Consider the following 17,988-nt stretch of genomic DNA (forward strand, 5'->3'; position numbering starts at 1 on the left):
GACTTGCCGGGCTTTCAATGAGGAGAGGCAACCGATGACCGAGTTCACCGACATTTCCTACGAGGTCGACCGTGGTCTGGCCTGGATCACGATCAACAGGCCCGAACGCTACAACGCGTTTCGGGCGCGCACGCTCGACGAGCTGATTCGGGCCTTCAAATTGGCTTGGGGCAGTTCGGAAGTCGGCGTGATCTGCCTGACGGGGGCGGGCGAGAAAGCCTTCTGCACCGGTGGCGACCAGAAGCAGCGCGCCGAGACCGGTGACTACGGCCCGTCCGAAACCGGGTTGTTCGAGGTGGATACGTTGCATCGGGTCATCCGGGACGTGCCGAAGCCGGTGATCGCGGCGGTCAACGGATTCGCGATCGGCGGCGGTCATGTTCTGCACGTGCTGTGCGACCTGACGATCGCCGCCGACACCGCGCTGTTCGGTCAAAACGGTCCGCGAGTCGGCTCGTTCGACGCGGGCTTCGGAACCGGCTACCTCGCGCGTGTGGTCGGCGAGAAGCGCGCACGCGAGATCTGGTTCCTGTGCCGCAGGTATTCCGCTCAGCAGGCCTACGACTGGGGACTGGTCAACAAGGTCGTACCGCCCGACCAGCTCAAGTCCGAAGTCCGCGCATGGGCCGACGAAATCCTGCAGCTTTCCCCGACCGCGTTGAAGGTTCTCAAGCAGTCGTTCAACACCGACACCGAACAATTCGCGTCGGTGGGTCAGATGGCGTACTCGACGCTGAAGATGTTCGGCGACACTCCCGAAGCGCAGGAAGGCATCACCGCCTTCAACGAGAAGCGCAGCCCCGAATTCGCTGCCTACCGGGGCAACTGAGCATGTTCACGGCCGAGCAGTCGGAGTTCGCGGCCGCGATCGAACGATTCTGTGCCGACAACTGCGCCACCTTCGAACAGCGCGCGCAGTTGACCAACGGCCTGTCCAACAGCTCCGAACTGCTGCGACGGTTTGCCGAACTCGGCTGGCTCGGTGTGTCGATTCCCGTCGCATACGGCGGCGGGGGAGCGGGGATGGTCGAAGAGTGCATCTTCTTGGAGGAGACCGCGCGCGGCCAGGCGCCAATCCATGCCTACGGCACGGGATTGACTGCGGCACAGACCTATTTGCGACACGGCACCGAACAGCAGAAGAAGGAGGTCGTCGGCAACCTGTGCGCCGGGCACTTTGAAGCGATCGCGTTGTCCGAACCCGGCGCGGGGTCCGATCTCGCGGGGGTCCGCACCCGAGCGGTCCGCGACGATCACCGCTTCATCGTCAACGGCCAGAAGACCTGGATCACCGCGGCACATCTGGCCGATCACCTGCTGGTCCTCACCCGCACCGATCCCGACGCCGCAAAACACCACGGCCTGACACTGCTGTACCTGCCGACCTCGACGCCAGGACTGGATATCAAGGCGATCCAGACCATGGACGGCCACACCGTCAACGACGTGTTCTTCACCGACGTCGTCGTACCCGTCGACAACGTCGTCGGCGGGATCGGTGACGCCTGGCATCGGTTGATGCGCGGGCTCAACGTCGAGCGACTCATCATCGCCGCGATGTCGCAGGGCGCCGCACGCCGATCTCTGCAAGACACCATCGGCTATGTGCGCACCCGCGAACAGTTCGGCAGGCCCATCGGTACGTTCCAGGCCGTCCGCCATCGGCTGGCCGATCTGGCCGCCGAGATCGACTGCTGCCGCGCGTATGTGTATCAGGTGGCCGCTCAGATCGACGCCGGACTGGAAGACCAACTCGCCCGGGAAGGTTCGATCGCGAAACTCAAGTGCACCGAAGTGGCCAAACGTGCCGCGCTCGAGGGTGTGCAACTGATGGGCGGCAATGGCTACAGCGTCGAATTCGGCATGGAGGCGCAGGTCCGGAAAGCATTGGCACCACCGATCTACGGCGGCGCCAACGAGATTCAGCGCGAGATCATCGGGAAGAGCTTGGGACTATGACGCGCATCTTCGATCCGAGGGTGCTCGATGGCAAGCGCATTCTGATCACCGGCGGCGGTACTGGGCTGGGTCGCGGAGTCGCCCAGCGGTTGGTCGCCCACGGTGCCCATGTGCATTTGTGGGGGCGGCGCGAATCTGTGCTGGCCGAGGCGGCCGCCGACATCGCGACCGGATATCCCGGCGCGATTCACTATCAGACGGTCAACGTTCGAGAATTCGACGCGGTCGACGCCGCGGTCGCCGAGATATGGGACCGGCACGGCCCGTTGACCGGAGTGTTGAACAATGCGGCTGCGAATTTCATTGCGCCGACGGTCAGTCTGAGCCCGCGTGCTTTCGACGCGATCACCTCGACGGTCATGACGGGTTCCTTCAATACGACGCTGGCCGTGGGCAGACGCTGGATTGCTGCGGGGCTGCCCGGATCGGTGCTGTCGAATCTGACGACGTGGGTGTGGAGCGGTTCGGCCTTCGTCGTCCCTTCGGCCATGGCGAAAGCTGCCGTGCACGCGATGACGATGTCGCTGGCAGTCGAGTGGGGTCCGTACGGAATTCGCCTCAACGCCCTTGCGCCGGGGCCGATTCCGACCGAGTTCGCCTGGGAGATGCTCAATCCGACCGACAAGAGCTCGACCGGGGCCACTCAGCCCGAACAGATTCCGCTGCGCCGGTCGGGAACCATCGGCGAACTGGCGAACCTGACGATTTTCGCGTTCTCGGATGCGTGCGACTATCTCACCGGGGAGACGATCGCGATGGACGGAGGCCAGCGGCTCGCCGGCCCCAACACCTTCGCCGGCTTGTCGGTCATGAGCGAAGACGACTGGGTGCAGGCCCGCGCGCACAGTAAAGCGGCCTCCGCGTCGGCCAAGTCCGCCCGCTCGGTGTAGGCCCGTCACGAACATGACCCGAATAATTTCCTCCATCGACGATGCCGTCGGCGCTGTCGGCGAAGAATTGGGCGTCTCCGACTGGTTGACCGTCGATCAGGATCGCATCGACGCGTTCGCTGATGCCACCGGCGACCACCAATGGATCCATGTCGACGTCGAGCGAGCCCGCAGCGATAGCCCGTTCAAAACGACTATTGCCCACGGCTTCTTGACGCTGTCGCTGATCCCGGGCTTGAGCAAGGCCAATTACCGGGTCGAGAACGCGAAGATGGGCATCAACTACGGGCTCAACAGGGTGCGCTTTCTCGCGCCGGTTCGGGTGGGCAGTCGCGTCCGGGTCCGATCTGACCTCGTCAACGCCGTCAAGGCCGGCGACTCGACGATCGATCTGACCGTCCGGCACACCGTTGAACTCGATAATTCCGACAAGCCGGCGGCCGTAGCCGAGCTGATCGCGAGAATGGTGTTCTGAGCTGTTACGGACCACGTTCGACCGGATTTACCCGCAAATAGGCTAACCTTAGTGATAGGCCTTACCTTTAAGCCGAAGTCTGGGGGACCACAGCGATGGCACAAGGTGAAACGAACGGCGGGACGAGCTCGGCGCCGACACGGTCGACGCTCCTGCTGAAACCGGTCGACGTTCCCAAAGCGTCCGACGTGTTGGCGCGTGAGCTGCGCGAGCGGATCCTCAGCGGCGAACTCCCCGAGGGAACAGCGCTTCCGGCGGAGCGCGAATTGGTCAAGCAAACTCAGATGAGCCGGGCCACGGTGCGAGAAGCATTGCGAATCCTCGAGGTTCAAAATCTGGTGCGGGTCAGAGCGGGCCGGGCCGGTGGTGCGTTCGTCCAACGTCCGACCACGACGTCGATGGCCAGTTCGGTGAGCATGCTGATCCGGGGGCAACGGATCAAACTGGCGGATCTGATGGAGACGCGCGAGGCGCTGGAACCGTTCTGCGCCGAATTGGCCGCCCGTAAACGAACCGACGAGGACCTGGCCGTGTTGGACCGGGCGAACAACGACATCGCCGACCTCGACTCCGACCTGTCGGCATTTCTGCAGGCCAACCTCGACTGGCATGTCGGGGTGGCGATGGCCAGCCACAATGAGTTACTGATCGGATTCATGACCGCGTTGTCGCAAGCGATTTATGCGGGCACCGAGAACGCGGCCTTCGTCGATGAGAACGTGCGAACGGTCACGGCGCGAGCGCATAAATCGATCACCAACGCGATCCGCAGCGGCGACGCCGAGGCGGCGGCCCGGCGGATGCGCCGCCATGTGCACAGTTACGCCAAGGCCGCCCTCGCGATGGATGACCGGCAGGCAATCAGCGTCGACGATTGACCGGCGGGCATCACGCCACTGCTGGAAGCGCAAGCGGCGCTTCGGTTTTCGAAACAATCTCGTCAACAGTGACGCCGGGCGCCGTCTCGATCAGGTGCAGACCGTCGTCGGCGACATCGATCACGGCGAGATCGGTGAAGATACGGTGCACGCAGCGTTTGCCGGTCAGGGGCAGCGTGCATTGCTCGACGATCTTGGCGCTGCCGTCCTTCGCGGTGTGCTCCATCATCACGAAGATCTGTCCGACGCCGTGCACCAGGTCCATCGCCCCGCCCATGCCTTTGATCATCTTGCCGGGGATCGTCCAGTTGGCGAGGTCCCCGGCGGCCGAGACCTGCATGGCGCCCAGCACCGCGATGTCGAGGTGGCCGCCGCGGATGATCCCGAACGAGGACGACGAGCAGAAGAATGCCGCACCCGGCAAGGTGGTGACCGTCTCCTTACCAGCGTTGATCAGGTCGGCGTCGAGGTCCTTGCGCCGAGGGTACGGCCCGACGCCGAGAATCCCGTTTTCCGAATGCAAGACGACGGTGATGTCGGCAGGGATGTGGCCGGGGATCAGGGTGGGCAACCCGACGCCGAGGTTGACGTACTGCCCGTCGTGCAACTCGGCGGCAACCCGCGCCGCCAGTTCGTCTCGACTCCAGGTCATATGGCGCCACTCCTCCTCATCGCTGTACTCATGTCCGCATCGTCTCCTTTTCGATCTGCTTCACCGGGTTGGCCACGTGTACCACCCGCTGAACGTAGATCCCCGGCGTATGTACGTGGGCGGGTTCGATCTCGCCCGGTTCGACCAGGTGCTCCACCTGCGCGATGGTGATGCGGCCCGCCACGGCACAGTCCGGATTGAAGTTCGCGGCCGCCGCGTGATACACCAGGTTGCCATGCCGGTCCCCTTTGACGGCGTGCACCAGCGCGAAGTCGGTCCGGATGGCCCTCTCCAGAACGTAAGCACGCCCGTCGAATTCGCGGATCTCCTTCGGCGGTGAGGCGACGGCCACCGTACCGTCGTGGTGGTAGCGCCAGGCCAGACCGCCGTCGGCCACCTGAGTCCCGACTCCGGCAGGCGTGTAGAAGGCGGGGATCCCGGCCCCGCCGGCACGCAGCCGCTCGGCCAGCGTGCCCTGCGGGGTCAGTTCGAGCTCGAGTTCACCCGCCATGTACTGCCGGGCGAATTCCTTGTTCTCTCCCACATATGAGTTGACTGTGCGCCGGATCCTCTTGTGTTCCAGGAGTATTCCCAGGCCGACCCCGTCGACGCCCAGGTTGTTCGAGACCGTCTCGAGGTCGCTCACCCCGAGGTCGAGGACCGCCGCGATCAACGCCTGGGGAATGCCGCACAGCCCGAACCCCCCTACAGCCAGCGACGATCCGTCTGTCACGTCGGATACTGCCTCTGCCGTCGTCGCCACGACTTTATCCATCGTCACGATCCTCCTCGGTGTGTCAGCTCTTCGGCATGCCGAGAATGCGCTCGGCGACGATGTTGCGCTGGATGAACGTCGACCCGCCGGCGATGGCGGTTCCCCTCGCCTGATACGCCAGCCGCAGCCACCGCTGCTGAGACGCCGTCGACGCGTCCGCGATGCCTTTCTCGGCGAGGGCGAACTGCCCGCCCATCTCGTCGAGCTCCAGACCGAAATCGGCGATGTCTTCGACCAGCGGACAGAAGAACAGCTTCCCGATGGAGGTGACCGGGCCCGGCGGTTCGCCCTCGGCGGCCCCGGTGATCACCCGCTGTCCGATCAGGTAGTGCATCAGGGCACGCCCGTAGAGGTCGGCGATCCGTTGGCGCACCAGCGGATCGGCGCCCAGCGGGGTGCCGTCGTCGGCGCTTCGAGCTGCAATCTCGCGAATCAGATCGTTGACCGCGCCGGTGGTGTTCACCCGCCCGGTGGCGATACCCACCCGCTCGAAGGCCAGGGTGCCCATCGCCACCTGCCAGCCGCTGTCTACCTCGCCGAGAACGCAGTCATCGGGAACGAACACGTCGTCGAGGAACACCTCGTTGAACTCCGACTCGCCCAGCATGTGCGCCAGCGGGCGCACCTGGATGCCCGGGCTGGTCATGTCGAGCAGGAAGTACGTGATCCCGCGGTGCCGCGGTCCGCCACCGGTGCGGGCCAGCAAGATCGCCTGGGACGCCAGTTGGGCACGGCTGGTCCATATCTTCTGCCCCTGAATTCGCCAACCGCCGTCGACGTTGGTGGCAGAGGTACGCAACGAGGCCAGGTCCGAACCGGCCTCCGGCTCGGAGAACAACTGGCACCAGATTTCGTTGCCGGTGAGTATTTCTCGCAGATAGCGCTGATGCTGTGCCGGCGTACCGAACTGGATGATCGTAGGTCCGGCGAAGTCTTCGCCGATGATGTTGAGCCGCTCCGGCGCGCCGGCTCTGTCGAGCTCCTCGTTGAACACCGCCCGCAGCTTGGCATCCGCGCCGCCGCCGCCGTGTTCCTTGGGCCATGACAGCCCGGCATACCCGGCGTCGTAGAGCAGCCGCTGCCAGGCGCGCCAGTAGTCGAGTTTGTCCTCAAGGCGTGCCGGTTCAGCGCCACCGAGACGCGGGAGCGTGTCCTGCAACCACACCCGCACGCGGGCACGGAATTCCGCCTCGGCGGGACTGTCCTTCAATTCCATCAGCTGGCGCCCGCAACTTCCTTGGCTCGCGCGGCTTCCTCGTCGAGGCGCCTTTCGATGTCTTTGCGCAGTTCGTGTTTGAGGACCTTGCCGGTCGCCGTCATCGGTAGCGACTCGATGACGACGACGCGCTCGGGTGTCTTCTGGATCGGCATACCGCGCTCGAGCAGAAATTCGCGGATGTCGTCGACCGTGGGCGCCTCATGGCCCAGCGCCGCGACCACGAAGCAGCACACCCGCTCGCCGAGGCGCTCGTCGGGCATTCCGACGACTGAGAAGGCCTGTAGTGCGGGATGATTCGCCAGATGCTCCTCGATTTCGCGGACGCTGATGTTCATCCCACCGCGGATGACGATGTCTTTCGTTCGACCGGTCACCCGCACATAGCCATCCGGGGTCATCGTCCCGAGATCTCCCGACTTGGAAAAGCCGTCGTCGGTGAACAGTGCCGCGGTTTCCACGGGATTGGCGAGGTATTCGATCATGTGAGCCGGTCCGCGGTAAGCGATGTCACCTTCCGCGCCGCGAGGCACCTCGGCGCCGTCCGCGTTGACGATCTTGATCTCTGAGCCCGGCATCGCCCGGCCGTCCGACGTCAATGCGCGCGACACGTCATCCGTGACCGAACACGTCGAGGTGACCAGGTTTTCGCTGCGCCCGTAGAGACTGAGCACCTTCATGCCCGGCAGCGTTGCGCCGGCCCGCTCGACGACCGCCGCGGGGATCGGGGCACCCGCACATGTCCAGAGCCGCAACGTCGACAGGTCGTGGCGCTCAACGTCGTAGGCGGATAGCAAGGTGTGCAGAAACGTCGGTGCGGTCACCGCGGCGGTGCAGCCGAAGCGCTGGATCTCCTCGATGCCGCGCGCTGGATCCCATCTGGCCATGATGTGCGTCGACGCTCCGGTCAGCATCGGCAGCAAGACGCTGGTGACCAGCCCGGTGGTGTGCGCGATGGGGGAGGGACCGAACTGAACGTCGGTTTCGGAGTATCCGAACGGCCCGATCAGCTGACGTGAGCCCGAACAGTAGGTGTTGAACGTGTGCACACACCCCTTCGGTCGCGATGTGGTCCCGGAGGTGTAGACGATTACAAACGGGTCATCCGGACCCGCCGCGGCGTCGAGTTCCTCTCTGGCGCTGGTGTCGTCGGTATCGACTTCCAGATTCTGCAGAGAGAACACATCGCTGTGCGCACCGATGACATCGTCAGCGGCCGCGTCGGGGCGGGCCACGACGATCGTCAGGTCGGGATGGTCTTCACGCAGACCGAGATACATGTTCAGATAATCGAATTCAGCGAACCGGGCCGGAGCGAAGACTGCCCGCACCCCTGCGTTGGACAGCACGTAGCCGACGTCTTCGCGTCGATAGATCGGCATGATCGGGACCATGATGACGCCCAGGCGCGACACTGCGGTCAGCACCTGAATGAACTCCACCCAGTTGGGCAACTGCACGGCGACGGTGTCACCGCTTCGCAGTCCATAGCGGTGCAGACCGACGGCCAGCCGTTGGCCGGCATCGAAAAGCTCTCGATAGGTCAGCGATCGCGTTCCGTCGGTCGCAAACACCTTGTCAGGGTTGTCGTCGAGGCGCCGCAGCAGGAGGTCGTGGAACGTATCGGTGCTCCACAACCCCGCGCGGTAGTACTGCTCGATTTCTTGAGTTGTGTACCGGGCGGTGTGGGGACTCGGCTTCATCGCGTTGTTCCTCGGTTCTCAGGATCCGCCGACCGTAGTATACGGAGGCGTAATCCTCCGAATTGTAGAATGGTCAGACCGAAAGTGGCAAGGGTCCCGACGAATCGAAGCGGGGCGCTCACGCATTGCGCCACTGTGGTGCGCGCTTTTCTTTGAAGGCCCGCACGCCCTCCGCGAGGTCTTCGGTGGTGAATGCCAGAGCGAGCTGGGCCTGCAGGTAGTCCAGCGCCGAATCCATCGGGAGATCCCGGGTCGCCGCCAAAGCCCGCTTGCCCATGCCGAGCAACAGGGGCGACTTGACCGCGATGCCGGCAACCCATTGGCGCACGGTGTCGTCGAACTCGGCGTCGTCCACCACCTTGTTGACCAGCCCGGCCGCCGCCGCCTCGAAAGCGTCGATCAGGCGACCGGTCATCATCAGCTCGTTGGCGATCAACCTGCCGGTGGCGCGGAATATCAATGCCGAGATCATGAATGGGAAGGCGCCGACATTGATTTCCGGGCAGCCCAACCGAATTGACGACTTGGCGATGATCAGGTCGCAGGCCAACGCGATGCCCAGCGCACCGGCCAGCACGTCGCCGTTCGCGGCGCAGACGATCGGCTTGTCGATCTCGGTGAGGGTGCGGAAGAGGTTGGGAAAGCGGTTCAGGCCTTCGTATTTGGTGATCGTCGGCCGGTCGTCGGCGAATGCGTCAAGGTTGCCCCCAGACGAGAAGATCCGCGGGTGCGAGGACGTCAGCACGATCACCCTGACCTGCGAATCGGATCCAGCGCGCCGCAGCAGGCCGCTCAGCTGATCGAGCAGGGCGTCGGACAGCGCGTTACGCCGGTCGGGATCGTTGAGCGTCAGATAGGCGACCATGGCGGTGCCGTCGTCGCGGTCGGCGAGCGCCGGTTCGAGTCGGTAGGTGACCAGTTCGGGGGATTCGGTCACGGCGCGCCTCCTAGTCGATTGTCAGAACACATTTGCCGAACGTGCGTCCGCGTTCGAGGTAGTCGTGCGCCTCGGCCGCGCGGTCCAACGGAAACGCCCGATCGATGACCGGCGGACGCATCGAGCAGCGATCGATCATGTCGAGCAATCCGGCGAAATCCCGGCTGCTGCCCATGGTGGTTCCGAGCAGATCGAATTGACCGAAATAGAAGCGACGGATATCCATCTGCGCGGTGTCGGCGGCGTTCGCGCCCAGCACCACGAGCCGGCCGCCGGGCCGCAGCGCTTGCACGGATTCGCTCCAGCGGCCGACCGGGTCGAGGATCAGATCGAATCCGGCACCGCCGGGTGACAGGGTTCGCGCGTGTTCGGGCCATTCGGGTTCGCTGTGCAGCACGCCGCCGCATGCGCCGGCGGACACCGCACGCTCGACGGTGCCAGTCGATGACGAGGTCACCGCGATGCTGGCGCCGGCAGCGACCGCGAGTGCGATCGCCATGGTGGAGATCCCGCCGCCGGCGCCGATCACCAGCATCGACTCGCCCGCCCGCAAGCGTCCGCGGGAAAACAGCGCGCGGTAGGTGGTGACTCCGACGAGCGGCAGGGCCGCGGCTTCGGTCCAGCTCAGTCCCGCGGGTTTGGCGGCCAGACAACCGGTCGGCACGCTGAGCAGCTCCGCGTAGGTGCCCGGCACGTGATCGCCCAGAATCTGCCAGCCGCTGCCGGGTGCCTCTTCGCGATCGCCCCAGTCGAGCGACGGCAGAATCACCACTTCCTCGCCGGTGTCGGTACGCACGCCGGCACCGTCAGCGCCGATGATGTGCGGCAGTGGTGAACGGTAGCGACCCTGGCGCACCAGGACGTCATGCCAGTTCAGTGCGCTTGCGCGCAGGGCGACGGTGGTCCAGCCCGGGCGCGTGGCCGGGTCCGGATGTTCGCCCGGCCGCAGTACCGCGGCGGTGCCGAACTCGTTCATGATCACAGCGTGCAAGCCAACCTCCTATGGCCTGACCATTAGACCATTGTCGGTTGCGTCGGACAAGGCCGACCCGGCGGACGCAGAGGTTGGCCGCCGACTGTCGAGGCGCAAGCAAATTGCCGAATCCGTTGTGTGACGCGCGACACCTGATCTATGCTCGGTCTAATGGTCTGACCAATGGACACAGTTTGGGCGGTCCCGAGCAGAGAAAGAGAAGCGATGGTTTCACAAATGCTGACGGCGTCGATCGCGGAAGACCCGCTGGTGATTGCGCGTGCCGAGGCAGTTGTCGCGGCTGCCGCCGACCACCTCGAGGTGGCGCCTCCCGATCTGACGCCGACTGCGTTGGGGCACCAGCTGGACAACCTGAGGCAACGACTCGAGCAACGCATCGCGTTGACGGCTGAGCCGCGAGATGACTCGGCGGCGACGGCCGAAATCCTGATCTCGATTCTGCGGTTGCAGTGCGAACTGCTCGACCACGATCTGGCCCGACGGCTCAAAAGCATGTCGGAAATCAGTCAGGCGCTCGGGCAGCTACGGGGTCTGCCGCCGCGCAAAATGATCTTCGCCGCACCGGAAGTGCTCAGCAGGGAACTGGCTTTCGCCCGGGCGATGATCTCCACGGTGCGGGGTTCACTCTGGCTCCCTCTGCACATGCACATCGAAGACGAAGCGGCCGATCCACATTCGCGGCAGTTCCACGAATACGTGGCGGGCCGCCACATCCAGCTGGGCGACGCTCCACTGGAGACAGAACTCGTCCGCAAGCGATGCGGCGCCTTCGCCCCGTCACCGATGGACGACAAGCGCACCTTCAAGGAGATCGTCAAAGTCAGTAACAGCTTCGGCTACATCGCCGCCCCCATCACCGTTCAGGGCAGGGCGGTCGGAATCCTGCACGCGGACCGTCCCGAACCCCACGGACTGGTGACGATGGAGCATCTCGAGCAGCTGGAGGCTTTCGCCGAATGTCTCTCGGTGGCTTTCGAGAGTGCGGCCCTCGACGAAAAGGCCGCGCAACAGCGCGTGGAAATCGACAGTCTCAGCGGCAACATCGACGAGCTGCTCGGTAGGTCGCCACGATCGGTGCTGTGGTCATCGCAGGGTGCGGCGCGCGGACCGCGATACGACACCGGCCGCCATCATGATCAGCCCGGCGCCCCCGAACTGACCTCACGCGAGCGGGAGATCATGTCGCACGTGGCGACCGGGGCCACCAACGGTCAGATCGCCCGCTGCCTTGTGATCTCCGAAGGGACGGTGAAGTCGCATCTGAAGCACATCGCCAAGAAGCTAAACACCACCAGCAGGGCGGCGGCGGTGGCAACCTACGCCGGTGTCGCCACGGCCGACGCCGGAATGCCGCGATGAACGCTCGCGCGATGGTGGCCCGGCTGAACGAGCTCGACGAGCAGTTGTGCTCCGCGTTCGGGATCCCGCGAGCAGAGGACGCAACGACACTCGACGCGGCGATCACGATGTCGGCCGCGACCACCGAGCGGCTCATGGCCCACGAACGCGGCCTTCGCGACGAATCGCCGATTGGGCCGACTATCCTGGCCGCGTTCCTGCAGTCGCAGGTGGAAGCGCGCCAGATGAAAGCCGGCGACCGCGCCGACGTGGTGCGGTCGTTGACCGATGGCGTCCGTCGGATGAAGAAGGCCGGATCGCTGCAAGGCCTCGGACATCAGGCGTGTACCGAACTGTGCGAGATGCTCGGCTTCGACAGCGCGTTGATGTCGTTCGTCGAGGACGACGGATTCGTGGTCGAGGAATCCGATCACAGCCTTGGTGGCCCCACGGTGATCCCGCGTCGTCACTGCACAGTGGAAAAAGCATGTATTCGCCTGCGTGAGATCACCGGGACGAATGGCGCCGACATGCTCGTGTCACCCGGTTATGGCGAGCTGCTCGGCACGACGGACTATCTCGTGGCTCCCGTCATCACGAATTCGCAAGTGGTTGCCCTCATTCACGTCGGGCGCCGCGGCGACGACGGTGTCTCGCGCGTCGACGTCGACGTGTTCGATGCGTTCGCATCCGCCTATTCGTTGCTTCATGAGCGGATGCTGAATACCGAACGCGTACAACAACAACGGACCTCGATTGCCCGCGCGGCAGCGCGGCTGACGGAGCAGGCGGACCGCATCGCCGCCGCGGCCATCAGCTTCGATGTGGAAGACGACACTCGCGTTGAGCCACCGAGCATTCCGGCGGACTCGGCGTTGGCGGCGACCCTCTCGCACCGGGAGCGCCAAGTCTTCGAGAGACTGGTGCTCGGAGCTTCCAATGCCGAGATCGCCGACGACCTCGTCATCACCATTGAAACGGTCAAGACACACGTGAAGCGGATTCTGCGCAAGATCGGCGCCATCAACCGGTCGGAGGCGATAGCGCTCTACCTGGACGACACCAAGACCACGTCACGGCGACGCGGTCAATAGCCGTTGGGCGACAATCTCTTTCCCGCCCGGCCTATGCCGCGGAGATGCCGCCGTTGACGCTGATCGCCTGCCCTGTCAGGCGGGCGGCCGCCGGGCCACACAAGAACACGGCCAGCGCCGCGATGTCCTCGGCAGTCGGCACCCCGAGCTGAGCCTGCTGGGCTGCTCGGGCGAAGAGCTTGCCGCTGAAGCCATCAGCGGTGATGCGTTCGGTCGAAGCGGTGCCGTGCACCAGCGAAGGCGTCATCGCGTTGGCGCGGATACCGAAGCGCTTCTCCTCGATGGCGATCGTCCGGGTGAACATCACGATCGCCGCCTTGGCCGCACCGATCAGCGCCTCGCCCGGGGTGGCGGTTTTGGCCGCATCGGAGGCCACGTTCACGATGACGCCGCCTCGGCGACGCCGCATGCCCCGCAGCACCTCGCTGGCCATGTGCATGGACGGCAGCGCCAATTGCGTAACTATGTGAGCGATATCGGGGGTTGGGATGTCGATGAAAAGCTCCGGCCGGACGTCCGCGGCGGTGCTGCACATCAGGATGTCGATACCCGAGAGGATCTCATCGGCCCGTGCCGCAATGAGCGCCGCGGCATGGGGATCGGTGGCGTCACCTGCGACGAAATGTGCGTCGGCGCCGAGTTCGGCGATCGACTTCGCGGCGAGTTCGCCCCGCTCGGCGTTGCGGCCGACGATGACGATCCGCGGCACGCCGGCGGTGACGAGTGCCCGAGCTGACGCCAACCCGATGCCGGCGGTTCCGCCGACGATCAGCGCGGTGGATGCGTCGAGGTCCTTGGGAGCAGGCAGCTCGGTCTTGCGGTCATCAGTCATCGTTTCGTCCTTGCGGTCGTTGAGGTTTCAGGCGGTTGAGCTTCAATTCTCGGCCTCACAGGGGAGTCGACGTAGCACCGACCCGGCCGCGATCGACCTTGTCGAAGAAGTTCTGCGACCGCTCTTGCACGGTGGCGTTGCCGCCGCACAATGCATAGCCCCACATCGCTTCGACGCGCAGCTGGTCGTGCAGCGGACGGCCGATGATCTCTAACACCGTCTCCTTCGCCGATTCGACGGCGGCTTGGTCGCACCGCAGGATTCGTTGGACCACCGCGTCGGTTTCGGCCATCAGCTTTTCGTGTGGCACCACCCGGGCAACCATGTTGGCCGTCAGTGCCCGCTCAGCGGATATCGGTTCACCGGTCAGCAGCAATTCCAGCGCGACCCCGACGCCACATGTGTTGACCAGACGCACAATTCCACCGTCTGCGGGGTGCATGCCGCGGCGCACCTCGAAGGTGCCGAACTGCGCACGCTCAGAGGCGATGCGGATGTCGCAGGCCATCGCCAGCTCGACGCCGTGCCCCACGCACCAGCCGTTGATCGCGGCGACGATCGGCTTGCTGACGCGCGACAACGGTCCCCGGGTGATCCCGCAGAGACCGTCCTCGAGGCGCTCGCGGCCGACCATCGGCCCGACCGTCTGCCATTCCGGCGCATGGGTTTTCAAGTCGGCGCCCGCGGTGAACGCGTCGCCGGTTCCGGTGATGACCGCGACCCGCAGCGCTGGGTCGTCGCGGAAGTCGCGCCAGGCAGCGCACAGCAGCTCGTGGCATTCGATGTCGATCGCGTTCTTGACCTCTGGACGATTAAGCGTGATGTAGGCGACCGCATCGCGTTTTTGGTAGAGAACTTTTGCTGACATAGCAGAACCTTTCGCTCAATGCTGGTTCGACGCGGTGACGTCGAGGATGGCAGGGCTTGCGGCACGGTGGAATCCGTCGAAGGGGGTGTTGTGGTGCACGGGTTGCAGCTCCCACCAACCCGGTTTGGCGTTGGGCGCTCCACCGTCGACGCGCACACAGGTTCCGGCGATGAAGCTGGCAGCAGGTGACAGCAAGAACACCACCGCGGCGGCAACTTCGGCCTCGGTCCCGAACCGCTGCAGCGGGATTTCGCGGGCAACCTGGTTGCGGATGAAGTCGGTGTCTTTGCTGTCGTAGGTGTCGAGTCCGCTCGATGCGATAGAGCCCGGTGCGATGGTGTTGACCCGTACACCGGCGGCGGCCCACTCGGTGGCGGCCGATTCACTCAGCGTCAACATTCCGCCGCGGGCAGCCGCCGAATGGGCGAAGTGCGGCCAGCCGTGCCAGATGTCGGCGATCATGTTGACCACGGCACCGCCGTGCTGCTTGAACCATTTAACGTAGATCTCGCGCATGACTATGAAGCCGCCGGTCAGATTGTTTCGCACGACCGCCTCGAAACCCTTGGTGGTAATGGTTTCCAGGGCCGCCCGGTACTGTCCGCCGGCGTTGTTGAACAAGCCGTCGATGCGTCCGTGCTCGGCGAGGACCGCGTCGACCACATCGCTGACGGCAGCCTCGTCGCGGATGTCGGCGGTGTGAACGGAGACGCGGCCGCCGTCGGCGCGGATCTCGGCGCGCACGGCCTCGAGCTTGTCGGGGTTGCGGCCGACGATCGCGACGTCAGCACCCAACGCGGCGAGTTCGTGAGCGGTGCATCTGCCGATCCCGCTACCACCGCCGGTGATCACAACTGTCTGACCGGCAAAGAGATCGCTCTTGAATATCGAGTTGTAGCCCATGCATTGCCTCCTTTGGCTGGTCATACTCGTTGCTGCGGATGACTCTGAAGCTGTTGGCGCAGAGTCGCTTTCTGCACCTTTCCGCTGGCGGTCAGCGGTAGCCCATCGGTCAGGTAAATATTTTTTGGCACCTTGTATCCGGCGATCAGACCGCGGCAGTGTGCCTCGAGTTCAGCGGCGTCGACATTCGCAGCAGGATGAAGATCAACGAAGGCGACTACCCGTTCACCCCACTTGCTGTCGGGCGCACCGACAACGGCGACTGACCGCACCGACGGATGTGTCGCCAGCGCGCGTTCAACCTCGGCTGAGTAGATGTTCTCGCCGCCACTGACAATCATGTCCTTCAGTCGATCAACGAGATATAGGTTGCCGTTCTGGTCGCGGATGCCGACGTCGCCCGTGTGGTACCAGCCGTCGACGATCGCGGCGGCGGTCGCCTCGGGCTTGTTCCAGTAGGCGTTGAGCATCCACGGTGAGCGCACCAACACCTCGCCGGCTTCCTGCGCGGCCAGCTCGCTTCCATCGGTGCCCACGATTCGCAGTTCGACGCCGGGCATCGGTTGCCCGCAGGATTGCAACAGGTCCGGACTGTCGGGGCGGTGCTGCTCGGGTCGCAGCAGCGTGATGATGAATGTCTCTGTGGTGCCATAGAACTGCACGAAATCGCAGCCGAACACCTCGAGTGCCCGCCGCAAGGTGTGCTGCCCGATCGGCGAACCGGCGTAAAGTATTCGGCGCAGCGACGAGAAGTCACCCTGATTTGGCGAAGCGTCGTCAAGCAGCATCTGCATCGCCGTCGGAACAAGGCAGGTTACGGTCGGGCGAAGCGCTGCGACCGCGGCCTTGAAGGCCCGGGGATCGAATGCGGGCAAAATCGCTAGGGCCGCACCGTGATACAGCGCCGGTAACGAGACCAAGGTTCCGGCCAGGTGGAAGTTCGGCATCGCCATCAGGCCGATGTCCTCGGAGGTCCAATTCACTGATGGTTCCATCGCGGCGGCATCGAACCAGCGCATCAGGGCGCCGTGCGAAATCGGGACACCCTTGGGGGCGGCGGTAGTGCCCGACGTATAGGCCAATAGCGCAGTAGCCTCGGCGGTCAATGCAATCCTTGGTCCTGCCTCGTCGACACCAGAGGCCCACGTGTCCAACTCGTCTTCGGGGACGATAGTCACGCTGATCCCCGCTGCCGTGCACACCCGCTCGGCGACTTCGGTGAAGTCACGGCCGACGAAGATCAGGGGGACATTCGCGTCCCGCACGACTTCCACCAGTTCCGCTGGTGCGCTGCGCCAGTTCAGCGGGGTGAGCGCGGATCCCGCTTTCGTCACGCCTATCCAGATCTCAAAGAACGCCGAGGAATTCCTGCCCAGGAAGCCGATGTGCGATCCTGGCCGTATTCCGGCGGCAAGAAGCGCATTGCCGATGCGGTTCGATCGGACGTTCAGTTGGCCGTATGTGGCCACGCGACCGGAATCGATCAATGCAGCCTTATCCGGTGCCGCGTCCGACCAGGCCTGGGCCATGTCAGGGAGGCAATGGATGTCTGCGGTGACTGCCAAAGCTGCGCCTAGATCTCGACTATAATAATGGTCAGACCATACTGACAGCGGGTCTGAAAGTCAACGATCCGGGAGCCGACGAGCTGTCGCGTCAGCGTCCTCCGATCACTGGGGCGAAAGACACTTCGACCGAGCCGATTTGGTCGATAAGAGCGGCATACGCGCTTCCGGGCCGCACCGGAACCATGGGGCCGAGCGCGCCGGACAGCACAATGTGGCCGGCACGCAAAGGCGAACCGTTTTCGATGGCCCTGCGGGCGAGCCACCGGAGCGCGTTGAGCGGGTCGCCCAGGCAATCCGAGCCCCGCCCGGTGGAGACCGCGATCCCGTCCTGCGTGAGCTGCATTGTGCGCGCGGCGAAGTCCAGATCGTCTGCGGCCACCGCGTTCGAACCAAGCACGAACAGTGCCGAGGAGCCGTTGTCGGCGATGGTGTCGACAATGCTGATCGACCAGTCACGCACCCGCGAATCGACGATTTCGATCGCGGGCATCGCGATACCGGCGGCGGCTCTGATCCGCGATTCCGACAGATCGCCGTCGAGGTCCTCGGCGAGGATGAACGCGATCTCGGCCTCGATCTTGGGCTGCAGCAACGTATTGGTCTCGGCCACCGCGCCATTAGCCACCCGCATGTCCGCGAACAGCACGCCCGAGTCGGGCTGATCGACACCCAGTTGGTGCTGCACGGCCGGCGATGTCAGGCCGATCTTGTGCCCAACGATCGTGCGCCCTCGCGCGAGTGAGTCGTCGGTCAGCAGGCGCTGTACTGCATAGGCCGCCGCGATGTCGGTCCCGCTGAGGATGTCACGCACCGGATCGCACTGCAGCGGTCCTGCTGCGGCTGCGATAAGCCGATCGGCGGCAGTGCGGAGTCCAGTTGTGCTGAGCGTCATCAGGTTCGGCCCTT

General features: G+C 64.6%; 18 protein-coding genes. 7 read left to right on the top strand and 11 right to left on the bottom strand.

What is annotated here, in order from left to right; genetic code table 11:
• The first annotated feature begins 34 nt into the window (after positions 1-34).
• From G6N27_RS03795 to G6N27_RS03815, 5 genes are all read left to right on the top strand, one after another.
• Entirely contained in the window at positions 35-829 is a 795-nt protein-coding gene (locus G6N27_RS03795) for an enoyl-CoA hydratase-related protein (RefSeq protein WP_163775139.1), read from the top strand.
• A gap of 2 nt (positions 830-831) precedes the next feature.
• Complete coding sequence (locus tag G6N27_RS03800; protein ID WP_163775140.1) at positions 832-1,959, top strand: acyl-CoA dehydrogenase family protein; 1,128 nt, start codon at positions 832-834, stop codon at positions 1,957-1,959.
• Complete coding sequence (locus G6N27_RS03805; RefSeq protein WP_163775141.1) at positions 1,956-2,849, top strand: SDR family oxidoreductase; 894 nt, start codon at positions 1,956-1,958, stop codon at positions 2,847-2,849. The genes G6N27_RS03800 and G6N27_RS03805 overlap by 4 nt, the downstream gene beginning before the upstream one ends.
• Positions 2,850-2,862: 13 nt before the next feature.
• Complete coding sequence (locus G6N27_RS03810) at positions 2,863-3,324, top strand: MaoC family dehydratase (protein ID WP_163775142.1); 462 nt, start codon at positions 2,863-2,865, stop codon at positions 3,322-3,324.
• 95 nt (positions 3,325-3,419) lie between these two features.
• On the top strand, positions 3,420-4,202 hold the full coding sequence (locus G6N27_RS03815; protein ID WP_163775143.1) for a FadR/GntR family transcriptional regulator: 783 nt from the start codon (positions 3,420-3,422) through the stop codon (positions 4,200-4,202).
• A 10-nt stretch (positions 4,203-4,212) separates the two neighbouring features.
• Here the strand turns inward: G6N27_RS03815 and G6N27_RS03820 are convergent, their stop codons facing one another.
• The 6 genes from G6N27_RS03820 to G6N27_RS03845 form a co-directional block, all read right to left on the bottom strand.
• On the bottom strand, positions 4,213-4,854 hold the full coding sequence (locus G6N27_RS03820; protein ID WP_163775144.1) for a CoA transferase subunit B: 642 nt from the start codon (positions 4,852-4,854) through the stop codon (positions 4,213-4,215).
• A gap of 28 nt (positions 4,855-4,882) precedes the next feature.
• Positions 4,883-5,629 carry a CoA transferase subunit A gene (locus tag G6N27_RS03825; protein ID WP_163775145.1) on the bottom strand — a complete coding sequence of 249 codons (747 nt, stop codon included), beginning with the start codon at positions 5,627-5,629 and terminating at the stop codon, positions 4,883-4,885.
• Between the two features lie 22 nt (positions 5,630-5,651).
• Positions 5,652-6,845 (bottom strand): acyl-CoA dehydrogenase family protein, encoded by a 1,194-nt coding sequence (locus G6N27_RS03830; protein WP_163775146.1) that lies wholly within the window; start codon positions 6,843-6,845, stop codon positions 5,652-5,654.
• On the bottom strand, positions 6,845-8,548 hold the full coding sequence (locus G6N27_RS03835; RefSeq protein ID WP_163775147.1) for an AMP-binding protein: 1,704 nt from the start codon (positions 8,546-8,548) through the stop codon (positions 6,845-6,847). Before G6N27_RS03835 ends, G6N27_RS03830 begins: the two co-directional genes overlap by 1 nt.
• A 118-nt stretch (positions 8,549-8,666) precedes the next feature.
• On the bottom strand, positions 8,667-9,485 hold the full coding sequence (locus G6N27_RS03840; RefSeq protein WP_232064854.1) for an enoyl-CoA hydratase/isomerase family protein: 819 nt from the start codon (positions 9,483-9,485) through the stop codon (positions 8,667-8,669).
• 10 nt (positions 9,486-9,495) lie between these two features.
• Positions 9,496-10,476, bottom strand: coding sequence for a quinone oxidoreductase family protein (locus G6N27_RS03845; RefSeq protein ID WP_179963344.1), 981 nt, complete (start codon positions 10,474-10,476; stop codon positions 9,496-9,498).
• A 207-nt stretch (positions 10,477-10,683) separates the two neighbouring features.
• Between G6N27_RS03845 and G6N27_RS03850 the strand changes: the two genes are divergently transcribed.
• Positions 10,684-11,838: a LuxR C-terminal-related transcriptional regulator gene (locus G6N27_RS03850; protein ID WP_163775149.1), complete on the top strand. Its 1,155-nt coding sequence runs from the start codon at positions 10,684-10,686 to the stop codon at positions 11,836-11,838.
• A complete protein-coding gene (locus tag G6N27_RS03855) occupies positions 11,835-12,911 on the top strand; it encodes a helix-turn-helix transcriptional regulator (protein ID WP_163775150.1) in 1,077 nt (358 codons plus the stop codon). Before G6N27_RS03850 ends, G6N27_RS03855 begins: the two co-directional genes overlap by 4 nt.
• Before the next feature lie 31 nt (positions 12,912-12,942).
• Here G6N27_RS03855 and G6N27_RS03860 read toward each other — a convergent pair whose 3' ends face one another.
• From G6N27_RS03860 to G6N27_RS03880, 5 genes are all read right to left on the bottom strand, one after another.
• Positions 12,943-13,743, bottom strand: coding sequence for an SDR family NAD(P)-dependent oxidoreductase (locus G6N27_RS03860; protein ID WP_163775151.1), 801 nt, complete (start codon positions 13,741-13,743; stop codon positions 12,943-12,945).
• A 55-nt stretch (positions 13,744-13,798) separates the two neighbouring features.
• A complete protein-coding gene (locus tag G6N27_RS03865; RefSeq protein ID WP_163775152.1) occupies positions 13,799-14,611 on the bottom strand; it encodes an enoyl-CoA hydratase/isomerase family protein in 813 nt (270 codons plus the stop codon).
• A gap of 15 nt (positions 14,612-14,626) precedes the next feature.
• On the bottom strand, positions 14,627-15,514 hold the full coding sequence (locus tag G6N27_RS03870; protein WP_163775153.1) for an SDR family oxidoreductase: 888 nt from the start codon (positions 15,512-15,514) through the stop codon (positions 14,627-14,629).
• A gap of 20 nt (positions 15,515-15,534) precedes the next feature.
• The gene (locus G6N27_RS03875; RefSeq protein ID WP_163775154.1) at positions 15,535-17,079 is read right to left on the bottom strand and encodes an AMP-binding protein; all 1,545 of its coding nucleotides are present in this window, start codon (positions 17,077-17,079) and stop codon (positions 15,535-15,537) included.
• Positions 17,080-17,170: 91 nt separating this feature from the next.
• On the bottom strand, positions 17,171-17,974 hold the full coding sequence (locus tag G6N27_RS03880; protein WP_163775155.1) for a 2-keto-4-pentenoate hydratase: 804 nt from the start codon (positions 17,972-17,974) through the stop codon (positions 17,171-17,173).
• Between the last annotated feature and the right edge of the window lie 14 nt (positions 17,975-17,988).

Source organism: Mycobacterium cookii (assembly GCF_010727945.1).
Lineage (GTDB): Bacteria > Actinomycetota > Actinomycetes > Mycobacteriales > Mycobacteriaceae > Mycobacterium > Mycobacterium cookii.